Raw genomic sequence first — 13781 nt, forward strand, 5'->3', positions numbered from 1 at the left:
ATATATGTGTGCTAAAAAGTATTTTAGTTGCTTAGTACTTATTGGAAAAGGTTAGTTATAGGTTGAATTGTATTTTGGAATAGAAATAACTGCCGTTTGTTCCCATTTGAGTAGAGTCCCATAAACCACCGCTATCTGTATGGTTTCCTTGAAGAGTAGGGTAGGTGTTAAAGAGGTTGTTGATACCAAATTGATACGTGAAAAAATTTAAGAATTTATAACTAGCATAAATATCTAGAGTGTATTTGGTATTGTAAGTGTCTGTAGCTTTTTTGATTCTTTCAGTTGCTGAGTTATTAAAGTTAGATAAGGGTTGTAAAATTTGCCAATCAATAAGCTTTATACTATTAAACCTGGTTATGTTAGTTCCTACATTCAGTTTTTGGGTATGGTAGTTAAAAGATAGGTTGAATTTACTTTTTGGAGCAGAAGCTAATAGAAAATATTTTTCTCTAATTCCAAAAAAGGTTTCTTTGTCAAGTTTTTTATGATGTACTTTTTGAATATTCATTCGATTAATATTTCCTGAAAAATCGACTGTTAATTTGGAATCATTAAATTGTTTAGTCCAGTTTGCTCTGATATCAATACCAAAGGTATTTGTATTTACTCCATTGGCAAAGAACTGTATCTTTTTGACATTTTTGAAATCGAGATTAGAAGCATCGAAGTTGCCACTTAGTATGATTCTATCTTTAATAGAAACAAAATAAGAATCTAACGAGAAATGAAAGTTTTTGTAGTTTTGAGATACTCCTAAGCTAGCATTGATGGCCTTTTCTTCGCTTAATGTTTCAATGCCTGTTTTTTTAGTAATAGGGTTGTTATTGGCTATTAATAAAGATTCAATAGGTTGATTTTCAATATAATTGGTGAAGGTTAGATTGTAGTATATTTGAGCTAGTGAAGGAGCTCTGAACCCTGTGCTGAAAGAACCTCTTAAATTGAAATTTGGGTTTGTTTTTATTCTGGTAGCTATTTTAGTGTTTAGAGAGCTCCCAAAGTCGCTATAACGCTCATATCTAAGTGCAGTTCCTAGCATCCATTTTTTTGTAAAATCAAATTCAATATCAGAATAGATACTAAAATTAGTCCTAGTTCTATCAACTTCATTACTAGGGGCGTATCCAGGAAATCCTTGGGAACCTCCTGGTCTGATAATACCATTAAATGTAGGAAGATCATCTATGGATGTATGATTTGTAGCTGGAGTCCCAAAATTATCATACGTAGTATAAGAAGCCTCTTCACCAGAAAAAATCTGATAATTTTCTAAGCGATGTTCTAGTCCAAAAGCTAAGTTTGTGCCTTCTAGAAAGGAAAAATGCTTTGCAATATCAATGCTGGTAGTATTTTGTTTTAAAGAATGGCCTCCAGCGTCAAACTCTGTAGGAGAATTGTCTAATAAGGTTGCGTTTAATGTATTCTTTAAGAGATAATGGAAGTTGTTTTTTCCAAAAGTATTATTGAAGTCAATGGACCAATTATTGATAGATGTTTTTATTCCTGTAGAGATAGATGTATCAGTTATTTCAGAGGTTATAAGAGGATTGAAACCATTGGGGTAAAGACTAACTATATTCCGCTCACTATCAAATGGCCTTGTAAAAGCATAAGCTTTTGTATTTCTATAATTTTGACCTCCAAAGGTATAGAGAGTGGTTTTGTAGTTGAGGGGGATTTCTGAATTAAGAAACAAACTAGCGCTGTTAATCCCAGCATCTCCATAATTTCTTCTTTGAATTGTGCCGGCTCTATAAGTGTTTTCTTTGCTTAGAAATTCTGAAGAGATGTTTAGGAAACCTTTAGAGGAAATCTTAGCACCGTAATTAAGATCCAATTTATATGTAAAGCCGTCAAAACTTTTTCTTTCTTGCTTTATGTTTTTAATAGTAGGATTTGCGTTGTAAAATCCGAAGGTAGTATTTACGCTTAGAGTATTTGTAGTGTCCTTTAATTTTAAGTTGATGACCCCAGCAATAGCATCAGAGCCATATTGAGCGGAGGCGCCATCTTTTAATATTTCAATTTCTTTAATAGCAGCTGTAGGTATGGCGTTTAAGTCAGTCCCAGAATTTCCTCTTCCTCTGGTGCCGTATAGGTTGATTAAAGATGCTTGATGCCTTCTTTTACCATTGATTAAAACGAGGGTTTGGTCAGGGCCTAAACCTCTATAAGTTGCAGGAACGATATGGTCTGCTCCGTCTGCTCCAGATTGTCTGGTGGCATTAAATGAAGGGATAGAATATTGCAATAATTGGTTGATTTCTGTCAATCCGCTTTTATGAATTGCTTTTTCAATATTAATGATATCTGTAGCAACAGGGGAGTCTCTTTGTGCTCGATTGGTATTACGAGAGCCTACAATTTGTATTTCATCTAAGGAAACTCCATGGTTCATTATGATTTTAATGAAGGAGGTTTTAGGAGTAACTGTTTTTGAATCATATCCTATATAACTAATGTTTATGGGGGTGTTTTTTGTTAGAAGTAAAGAAAACTCTCCGTTGATATCGCTTACTGTTCCGTTATTGGTGTTTTTTTGAACGATGTTAGCCCCTTGGATTGGAGTATGGTTTTCAGATAGAACAATTCCTTTAAGAATCCTACTTTTCTTTTTATGCTCAAAAAGAGAATTTTTTATTTGATTGAAAAATAGTGTGTTGTAATTTATGGAAGCATTATTATTTGATTGGTACCTAGAGTGGTCTTTTTCTGAATAAATTACATAATAGCTATTTCCAAGATTTTCAAAGTGAAAAGGAGTTGTTTTTTCTAATAAATTAATAGATTCATGTAAAGAGAGGTTTTTAAAAGGTATTTTATCTATAAGGAAGCTTTTTAAAAGATTTGGATTATAAGTGAAAAATACTTGATATTTAGTGCTAATAGTATTGAGTATTTGACTTATTAGAACTTCCTTTTTTTTTACTTTTTGAGCAGTAATAAATTGAGCATATGTCACGAATATAGCTATGATGAAACTAAAAATACGTGTATTTTTTATATGCATTTAATGATTACTTATTATAAATAATTAATTTGTCTTTTTCTTTTTTGATTTTAACGTTTACAGATTTTTCAATAGCTTGTAAACAAATATCTATATTAGTATTAGGAACTGTTCCTGTAATTAGTTTATTTTTAGATATTTCTTCTTTGAAAACAACTTCATATCCGTAGGTTTCTGTTATCTTTTTCATAGCATTTTCTAATGAAAAATTTAAAAAGGTGAGTTTTCCATTTCTCCATGATGCTTTGTGGTTAGAAGGGGCAAGTTCTTTTTCTTCAAGTATCTTGTTCTTTTCAGAAGAATAAGAAATAAAGTTTCCAGGAGTCATTTTTTTAGTAGCTCCATTTTTTAAAGCTAACCATATGTTTCCTTCTTCCAGATATACTTGCGTTTTTTGCCTTTTTGTATTTACATTAAAGACAGTTCCGTAAACCTCAACTTCTAAATCATCTGTTAGCACCCAGAATTTGGCGTTGGTACTATGTTTTTTATCTACTTTAAAAAAAGCTTCTCCTTTTAGCCATAACTTTCGAGTATTGCTTTCTGAATAAGATATAGATGAGTTAGCATTTAGCTTTACAGTACTACCATCTTGTAGCTTTAAGTCTAATATTTCTCCATAACCAGTGGTGTGTGTAATATAAGAAGGTTTTGTGAAGATATAAGTGCTTATAGTTAAAAAAAATAACAAGGAGGCTGCTATGCTAAGCCATTTTAAAGAATGTCTTTTCTTGGTTTTATTTAGAGGTGGAGATTGAATTCTTTTAGTAAACTTATCCCATTCCGAATTCACTTTTTCTTTCGGAACATTATTTTTATCAAATTGAATGCCTAAAATGATGTCTTTTGCTTCGTAGGCTATTTTTCGCTTTTCAGGATTGTTATTCAGCCAAAAATCCCAAAATTCTTTATCGGAAAGTTTTTGATTTTTAGCCCAACTTTCAAAAGAGGGGTCTTCTAAAAAATCAAGCACCGTATTATATGATTTTGTACTCATAATTGTTGTAAATAAGAGGTCTTGTATCTTAAATAAGATACTTTTTTAGAAATATACCCTTTTAAATGTGATAAATTAAGAATTCAATAGGTGTGAAATACTAACATCTTCTCGTAAGTTTTTGATAGCCTTATGGATTGTATTTACAACACTTTGATAGTTGATTTCCATAACTTCAGCAATCTCGATTGTCTTTAAATCGCAATAATACTTTAAATAAATAACTTCTCGTTGTCTTTTGGGGAGTTTGTTGAGTATAAGCGTTAGGTTTTTTTCTCTAAAAGAGGTGGCCTCTTGTTTAGTTATGACTTCCTCTGGAGTAAATTGAAGATCAATCATATTTTTATCTAGATCTCTTAGCATTCGACTCTTCTTTCCTTTTTGTATCATTTTAATAATAAACCTTCTATAAGAAGAAAATAGGTAAGGAGCAATGGTTTCTAAACTGCTTAGGTTTTGCCTGCGTTCATAAATGTATAGAAAAAAATCTTGTAAAGAATCTTCCGTAAGAACTATATCTCTAGAAATTTTAAGCCCATAATTGAAAAGGCGAGGATAAAAATTCTTAAATAGAATTTCAAAAGCCTCTATATTCCCTTCCTTTAAAGATCTCCAAATAAGTTCGTCGGATAGGTTTTTCATAACGAAAAAGGTTTTTTAGTGATAAAATCTAATAAAAAGAAGCCTAAATATAGGTAAAAAATATTTAAAATATTTTTTTACTAGTAAAAATTTAAAAAATAAACTAGTGAATAGAGTTCCTATTAATGGTAAAAAATGAAATGAAAAAAGTTATATTTGCAACTGAAAAATTCGAATAAAACATCTAAAATGAAAGCTGGAATTGTAGGATTACCCAATGTAGGAAAATCAACTTTATTTAATTGTTTGTCTAATGCTAAAGCACAAAGCGCAAACTTTCCATTTTGTACTATTGAACCTAATTTAGGGGTTGTAAACGTACCAGATCAGAGATTGCAAAAATTGGAAGAGCTAGTAGCTCCAGAAAGAGTCTTGCCAGCTACTGTTGAAATAGTAGATATCGCAGGTTTGGTTCGTGGAGCAAGTAAAGGAGAAGGTCTTGGAAATCAGTTTTTAGCAAATATTCGCGAAACAGATGCTATATTACATGTTTTAAGATGTTTTGATAATGATAATATTATTCATGTGGATAGTACTGTAGATCCTGTTAGAGATAAGGAGACTATTGATATAGAGCTTCAGTTAAAGGATTTAGAGACTGTTCAAAAACGTTTAGAGCGGGTAAAGAGAACGGCGAAGACAGGAAATAAAGAAGCTCAAATAGAATTAGAAATATTATTAAAGGTAGAAGCAACTTTATTAGAAGGGAAATCAGTTCGAGCTATAAAATTTACAGAAAAAGAGTTAGAAGTAGTAAAAACATTACAATTTATAACAGCAAAACCAGTATTATATGTATGTAATGTGGATGAGAAAGCTGCTGTTTCAGGAAATGATTATGTAAATAAAGTAAAAGAAGCTGTAAAGGACGAAGAAGCAGAGGTAATCGTATTAGCGGTGGGCACTGAAGCAGATATAGCAGAGTTAGAAGATTATGAAGAACGTGAAATGTTTTTAGCTGATATTGGTTTAGAAGAGGCAGGTGTTTCTCGTTTAATACGTTCTGCATATAAATTGTTAAATTTACAGACATATTTTACAGCGGGAGTCAAAGAAGTTAGAGCTTGGACTATTCCAGTAGGAGCAACAGCACCACAAGCAGCAGGGGTTATCCATACTGACTTTGAAAAGGGGTTTATTAGAGCTGAAACAATTAGTTATGAAGATTATGAAACTTATGGAAGTGAAAATAAGGTGAAAGAGGCAGGAAAAATGAGAGTTGAAGGAAAAGAATATATAGTAAAAGATGGTGATGTAATGCATTTTAGGTTTAACGTATAGTATCTTTTACCGAAAAGAATTAGATAGCGTAGCAATATACTTTGCTACGCTATTTTTGTTGTTATAGAAATAATCGATTTGTTTTATGCTTTTTTTTATTTAAATTGAAATGCAAATAAAAGTAAATGATACAGATAGAAAAATCAACTTTTTCATTTTTAAATGAGTTAAAATCAAATAATAATCGCGACTGGTTTTCTGATAATAAATTAAGGTTTATTAAAGAGCAAAAAAGAGTAAAAGATTTTTACAATGAAGTGAGAGGAGCTTTAGAAAAGCATGATGAAATTGATGATTTTAAGTTGTTTAGGATATATAGAGATATTCGATTTTCAAAAGATAAGACACCTTATCAACCTCATTTTGCGGGAGCTTTTTCAAGGAGGACTAAAAAGTTAAGAGGAAGCTATTATTTGAGAATACGGCCAGAAGGTAGCTTTTTAGCGGGAGGTTTTTGGAAGCCAAATAAAGAAGATCTATTAAGGATAAGAAAAGAGATAGAAATAGATCCTGTTGAAATTCAAAATATTTTAGAAAATAAAAATTTTACTAAATGTTTTGGAGGGGTTCTTCATGGAGAAGAACTAAAAACAGCTCCTAAGGGCTTTGATAGAAATCACAAAGCAATTCACTTAATTCGAAAAAAAGGGTTTATAGCAATTCGCAATTTTACAGATAAAGAAGTCTTGTCAAAACAATTTTTGGTAGAGATAGATAGATCTTACAAGACATTAAGACCTTTTTTGGATTATATGAGCGATGTATTAACTACCAATGAAAACGGAGAGTGTTTGATTTAGAAAATATTTTTTAACTTTTTTTTAAGAAAAAAAATAAAAATATAGCAATATCTCTAAAAAAAAAGTATGTTTGTAAGTAAGGCTGTTGTAGTTAGCAGCCTTAATGTAAAGAAAGATAATCATTAAATAATCCTCCAAATGAAAACAAAAAACTTAAGAAGAGCCCTACTCTCCCAATTCCATTTTTAGTAATCTAACAAACTAAACTACTATAACTAACACGGCACAAAATACAACTCTTTTTTATGAAAGAGTTTTTTGTGAATCAAACGATCAGGGTAAATCTATTTTTAGATTTACTATTTTGTATAGGGTAAAATATGGTAATAAACATAACTTTATAATGATCAGGTTTGAAGGAGCATATTAAAAATGAACAATACCAAAAATCAAATATATGAACAAAAAATACTTTTTCTTTCAAAAGAAAACTTTCAGGAATAGCGTTCTATTCATAGGGATGATGGTTTTTTCTTTGAGTTTATTCAGTCAAGGTGCAACATGTCCCACAGCGGAAGTATTGTGTACGCCAAATGCAGCCTTTCCAGCAGAAACTTCTGCTCCTGATTTAGGACCGCTTCCTAGTTGTGGTACGTCGGGAGTTGAACCAGGGTATCCAGTAGCGCCTACATTGAGTACAACTCCCAACCCTGCTTTTTATACTTTACAAGTAGTTCAGTCAGGAGATTTGTATCTCTTTATAAATACATCACCTCAGACAGATGTGGATTTTGCGATTTGGGGACCCTTTTCAGACCCAGACGCTGTAAACAACTGTCAAGGAGGGAATTTTCCGCCAGGAGTACCTATAGATTGTGATTATAGTTCAAATAAATCAGAGCAGATAGATGTACCAGGAGTATTGGCAGGTGAGTCGTATATTTTAATGATAACTAATTATGAAGGCCTGCAAACTGATATTACGCTTTCTCCTAATAATGACCATGGAACAAATACGGCAGTTTTAGGAGGTCCTCTTGCTTTTCAAGTTTCAGCTGCAGGACCTTATACAACAGGAGATACTCCGGTTGATTTAGCAATAACTCCAGAGGCTTCAAATCCAAATGTAAGCGGTGTTAGTTTTTCAGGAACGGGAATTATAGATACTACTAATGGTACTTTTGATCCTGTTGCAGCGGGGGTAGGTACTCATAAAGTGACAGTAACAGGAACATCTTATGGGTGTGTTGTTTCTACAGAAATTGATATTGTAGTTAATGATAAATGTGATCCAGTAACTTCAGGAAATCTAGATTCCGATAATGATGGAGTCTCAGATGTTTGTGATTTAGATGATGATAATGACGGTATTTTGGATGTGAACGAAAGACCTTGTGCTGTGTTATCTGAAGATTTTGGTTCAGGAGTAGGAAGTCCTGAAAATAGCCATCCTAATGTACCTGCGGGGAATGTAGGAAATGTAAGAGTAGGAGCAAATGCTGATTTCAATGGTCAATCTTGGTTTCAGCCGAACTCGGGAGCAGATGCAACAGGTAACTCAGTAGGTAAGTATTTAGCATTAGATAATCCTAATGGAACCTCGCCTGTACTCATGTACCAAGAGAATATAGCGGTACAAATAAATCAACAGTATTCATATAGTTTGTTTGCGGCGGCAGCAAAAGAAGCTAGTGGTCAGCCAACAAGTGTTTTTCCTGATGTTAGAATGCAAATAAAGGATGGGACAGGTACTGTTTTACAAACAATAAATACAGGAGTGCTTAGTTTAAACTGGCAGAGGTTTGAGTTTTTATTTGTCTCTACTACACCTACAGTTACTGTAGAAATTTATAATAATAATGTTGGAGCTCAATATAACACATTGTTAATAGATGAAGTTTTTGTTTCGTTAATTTCATGCGATACAGATGGAGATGGAATTCCTAATTATTTAGATTTAGATTCTGATAATGATGGATGTAATGATGCTATAGAATCAGGAGGAGCAGATGCCAATGATGATGGGCTTGTAGATGGAGATGGTGTTAATTCTTCTGGTCAAGTAACTACTGGAGGAGCGATTTTAGGAACTAGCTATAATGGAACGACAGGAAGAGAAGATATTGCTACAAGGTTAATTGTAGATGCTGCAAGTTTAGTTAATCAAGCTGTGTTAAATGGAAACCCCGTAACGTTTGGAATAACTTCAGCAATTGCAACTAGTACAACTGTTTTTACAGGTACGGCTCCATCAACGGTGCCTAATTATGCAGATGCATCTGCTATGGATGTTTCAGGTGCTATTGTATATCAATGGCAGGAAGATGGTGTTGATTTATCAAATACAGGGGTGTATTCAGGAGTCAACACAACTATATTAACAATAAGTAATGTAACTGGGTTAGATGGAAAAGTATATAAATTAGTAGTAACGCATCCTGATAATCCTTGTACAAGGATAGTAAATGAAGCAACTTTAAAAGTTATTCCAATAATAGATGCATTAGATGATGATTTTACAGGAAGTCCAGTTACAGCAGGAGATAATACGTCTAGTGTAGTTGGTAATGATACGTTTGACGGCAGTGGAGTAGTGATAGGAACAGGAGTTGGCGAGGTAAGTTTAAGTGGAGTTACGGTTCCAGCAGGCTTGACGCTAAACGGAGATGGAACAGTTAGTGTGGCTACTGGTACACCTTCTGGTAGTTATGCAGTGGTGTATGAGATTTGTGAGAATGGAGCGACTCCGGCGAATTGTGATCGAGCTACGGCAACTATAGTGGTATCGAATCCAATAGATGCAGTAGATGATGATTTTACAGGAAGTCCAGTTACAGCAGGAGATAATACGTCTAGTGTAGTTGGTAATGATACGTTGGATGGCAGTGGAGTAGTGATAGGAACAGGAGCCGGCGAGATAAGTTTGAGTGGAGTTACAGTTCCAGCAGGCTTGACGCTAAACGGAGATGGAACAGTTAGTGTGGCTACTGGTACACCTTCTGGTAGTTATGCAGTGGTGTATGAGATTTGTGAGAATGGAGCGACTCCAGTAAATTGTGATCGAGCTACGACAACTATAGTGGTATCGAATCCAATAGATGCAGTAGATGATGATTTTACAGGAAGTCCAGTTACGGCAGGAGATAATACGTCTAGTGTAGTTGGTAATGATACGTTGGATGGCAGTGGAGTAGTGATAGGAACAGGAGCCGGCGAGGTAAGTTTGAGTGGAGTTACAGTTCCAGCAGGCTTGACGCTAAACGGAGATGGAACAGTTAGTGTGGCTACTGGTATACCTTCTGGTAGTTATGCAGTGGTGTATGAGATTTGTGAGAATGGAGCGACTCCAGTAAATTGTGATCGAGCTACGACAACTATAGTGGTATCGAATCCAATAGATGCAGTAGATGATGATTTTACAGGAAGTCCAGTTACGGCAGGAGATAATACGTCTAGTGTAGTTGGTAATGATACGTTGGATGGCAGTGGAGTAGTGATAGGAACAGGAGCCGGCGAGGTAAGTTTGAGTGGAGTTACAGTTCCAGCAGGCTTGACGCTAAACGGAGATGGAACAGTTAGTGTGGCTACTGGTACACCTTCTGGTAGTTATGCAGTGGTGTATGAGATTTGTGAGAATGGAGCGACTCCAGTAAATTGCGATCGAGCTACGGCAACTATAGTGGTATCGAATCCAATAGATGCAGTAGATGATGATTTTACAGGAAGTCCAGTTACAGCAGGAGATAATACGTCTAGTGTAGTTGGTAATGATACGTTGGATGGCAGTGGAGTAGTGATAGGAACAGGAGCCGGCGAGGTAAGTTTGAGTGGAGTTACAGTTCCAGCAGGCTTGACGCTAAACGGAGATGGAACAGTTAGTGTGGCTACTGGTACACCTTCTGGTAGTTATGCAGTGGTGTATGAGATTTGTGAGAATGGAGCGACTCCAGTAAATTGTGATCGAGCTACGGCAACTATAGTGGTATCGAATCCAATAGATGCATTAGATGATGATTTTACAGGAAGTCCAGTTACAGCAGGAGATAATACGTCTAGTGTAGTTGGTAATGATACGTTGGATGGCAGTGGAGTAGTGATAGGAACAGGAGTTGGCGAGGTAAGTTTAAGTGGAGTTACGGTTCCAGCAGGCTTGACGCTAAACGGAGATGGAACAGTTAGTGTGGCTACTGGTACACCTTCTGGTAGTTATGCAGTGGTGTATGAGATTTGTGAGAATGGAGCGACTCCAGTAAATTGTGATCGAGCTACGGCAACTATAGTGGTATCGAATCCAATAGATGCAGTAGATGATGATTTTACAGGAAGTCCAGTTACGGCAGGAGATAATACGTCTAGTGTAGTTGGTAATGATACGTTGGATGGCAGTGGAGTAGTGATAGGAACAGGAGCCGGCGAGGTAAGTTTGAGTGGAGTTACAGTTCCAGCAGGCTTGACGCTAAACGGAGATGGAACAGTTAGTGTGGCTACTGGTACACCTTCTGGTAGTTATGCAGTGGTGTATGAGATTTGTGAGAATGGAGCGACTCCAGTAAATTGCGATCGAGCTACGGCAACTATAGTGGTATCGAATCCAATAGATGCAGTAGATGATGATTTTACAGGAAGTCCAGTTACAGCAGGAGATAATACGTCTAGTGTAGTTGGTAATGATACGTTGGATGGCAGTGGAGTAGTGATAGGAACAGGAGCCGGCGAGGTAAGTTTGAGTGGAGTTACAGTTCCAGCAGGCTTGACGCTAAACGGAGATGGGACAGTTAGTGTGGCTACTGGTACACCTTCTGGTAGTTATGCAGTGGTGTATGAGATTTGTGAGAATGGAGCGACTCCAGTAAATTGTGATCGAGCTACGGCAACTATAGTGGTATCGAATCCAATAGATGCAGTAGATGATGATTTTACAGGAAGTCCAGTTACAGCAGGAGATAATACGTCTAGTGTAGTTGGTAATGATACGTTGGATGGCAGTGGAGTAGTGATAGGAACAGGAGCCGGCGAGGTAAGTTTGAGTGGAGTTACAGTTCCAGCAGGCTTGACGCTAAACGGAGATGGAACAGTTAGTGTTGCTACTGGTACACCTTCTGGTAGTTATGCAGTGGTGTATGAGATTTGTGAGAATGGAGCGACTCCAGTAAATTGTGATCGAGCTACGGCAACTATAGTGGTATCGAATCCAATAGATGCAGTAGATGATGATTTTACAGGAAGCCCAGTTACGGCAGGAGATAATACGTCCAGTGTAGTTGGTAATGATACGTTGGATGGCAGTGGAGTAGTGATAGGAACAGGAGCCGGCGAGGTAAGTTTAAGTGGAGTTACAGTTCCAGCAGGCTTGACGCTAAATGGAGATGGAACGGTAACAATTGACGCAAATACTCCTGCGGGTAATTATACTATAGAGTATGATATTTGTGAGAATGGAGCGACTCCAGTAAATTGTGATCGAGCTACGGCAATCATTGTAGTGGTACCACCTGTAATAGAAGCAGTGGCGGATACAGTAGCAGGTGTTGATGGATTAGCGGGAGGAACGACACCAGCGTTGACGGGTAATGATACATTAAATGGAGTGCCAGTAAATATTGGGACAGGTCCTGGAGATGTTGAGTTAACGCCAGATAATGTTCCAGCAGGATTGACTTTAAATGCAGACGGAACAGTAACGGTAGCACCAGGTACTCCTGCGGGTAGTTATGATGTAGAATACACGATTTGTGAGGTAACGAATCCGATGAATTGTAGCAGTGTAATTTCAGTAGTAAATGTATTAGGAGCGCCAATTGTAGCAAATAACGATACGGATGCATCTGGATTGGATACAGTCAATGGATTTACAGGAGGCATCGCAGGAGATGTAACAGAGAACGATACGTTAAATGGTGTTTTGGTAGATGACAATGATATTTTAATAACAGTATTAAATGAGGGAGGACTGACAGGAGTTAGTATAGATGGTTCAGGAAATTTAATAGTACCTTCAGGTACTCCTTCGGGAAGCTATACAGTTACGTATCAGATATGTGAGGTTTTAAACCCAGGGAATTGTGATACGGCAACGGCTTTGGTTGTTGTAGAACCAGATACAGATGGCGATGGGGTTGTAGATTCAGTAGATTTAGATGATGATAATGATGGGATTTTAGATGTTATAGAGGAGAACGGTACCCCAGGATTGGATACAGATAACGATGGTATTCCAGATACCTTAGATTTAGATAGTGATGGGGATGGTATTTTGGATATAGTGGAGAGTGGTCAAGATGCAGGGAGTTTAGATACAGATGGAGATGGCGTTTTAGATAGTACAACAGATTTAGATGGCGATGGAATTGTGGATACTGCAGATGCAGATGATACGAATCCTTCGGGAGGAGGAAAGGTAAATCCAGTAGATACAGATAATGATGGTTCACCAGATTTTCAGGATATCGATGACGATGGCGATGGAGTGAATACGATTGATGAGAATCCAGATCCAAATACAGATGGTAGTGTTACAGATGCACAGGATACGGATAATGATGGTATTCCAGATTATTTAGATACGGATGATGATGGTGATGGAGTGAATACGATTGATGAGAATCCAGATCCAAATACAGATAGTATTATAACAGATGCACAGGATACGGATAATGATGGAGTTCCAGATTATTTAGATACGGATGATGATGGCGATGGAGTGAATACGATTGATGAGAATCCAGATCCAAATACAGATGGTAGTATTACAGATGCGCAAGATACGGATAATGATGGTATTCCAGATTATTTAGATATGGATGAAACCGTTACTATCTATAATGAATTTACGCCTAATGGAGATGGTGATAATGATACTTTTTATATTGAATTTATAGAGCGTTACCCGAATAATAATTTAGAGATTTATAATAGATGGGGTAATTTGGTTTATAGTAAGAAAGGATATGATAATACATTTAAAGGAGTTTCGAATGGACGCTTAAATATAGATGAGAATTCTAAATTACCAGTAGGGACGTATTTTTATGTACTGGATTTAGGGGAATCAGGGAAAGAACCTTTAAAAGGATGGTTATACATTAATAGGTAGTATAAATTCACAGGA

The 13781-nt window shown here is 36.0% G+C and carries 6 protein-coding genes; 3 read left to right on the top strand and 3 right to left on the bottom strand.

Going from position 1 to position 13781, the window contains the following annotated elements:
- Window positions 1–55: 55 nt before the first annotated feature.
- The 3 genes from MARIT_RS06955 to MARIT_RS06965 form a co-directional block, all read right to left on the bottom strand.
- Window positions 56–2965 (bottom strand): TonB-dependent receptor, encoded by a 2910-nt coding sequence (locus MARIT_RS06955; protein WP_162288609.1) that lies wholly within the window; start codon window positions 2963–2965, stop codon window positions 56–58.
- Window positions 2966–3020: 55 nt separating this feature from the next.
- Window positions 3021–4010: a FecR family protein gene (locus MARIT_RS06960; protein WP_100211135.1), complete on the bottom strand. Its 990-nt coding sequence runs from the start codon at window positions 4008–4010 to the stop codon at window positions 3021–3023.
- A 75-nt stretch (window positions 4011–4085) separates the two neighbouring features.
- The gene (locus MARIT_RS06965; protein WP_024742131.1) at window positions 4086–4652 is read right to left on the bottom strand and encodes an RNA polymerase sigma factor; all 567 of its coding nucleotides are present in this window, start codon (window positions 4650–4652) and stop codon (window positions 4086–4088) included.
- Window positions 4653–4841: 189 nt separating this feature from the next.
- Between MARIT_RS06965 and ychF the strand changes: the two genes are divergently transcribed.
- The 3 genes from ychF (at window position 4842) to MARIT_RS06980 (ending at window position 13766) form a co-directional block, all read left to right on the top strand.
- Entirely contained in the window at window positions 4842–5933 is a 1092-nt protein-coding gene (ychF, locus tag MARIT_RS06970) for a redox-regulated ATPase YchF (RefSeq protein ID WP_024742132.1), read from the top strand.
- A gap of 125 nt (window positions 5934–6058) precedes the next feature.
- Entirely contained in the window at window positions 6059–6733 is a 675-nt protein-coding gene (locus MARIT_RS06975) for a DUF2461 domain-containing protein (protein WP_174683265.1), read from the top strand.
- Between the two features lie 397 nt (window positions 6734–7130).
- Window positions 7131–13766: a T9SS type B sorting domain-containing protein gene (locus tag MARIT_RS06980; RefSeq protein ID WP_157926222.1), complete on the top strand. Its 6636-nt coding sequence runs from the start codon at window positions 7131–7133 to the stop codon at window positions 13764–13766.
- Window positions 13767–13781 lie beyond the last annotated feature (15 nt).

Origin of the sequence: Tenacibaculum maritimum NCIMB 2154 (assembly GCF_900119795.1) — a bacterium.
GTDB lineage: Bacteria > Bacteroidota > Bacteroidia > Flavobacteriales > Flavobacteriaceae > Polaribacter > Polaribacter maritimus.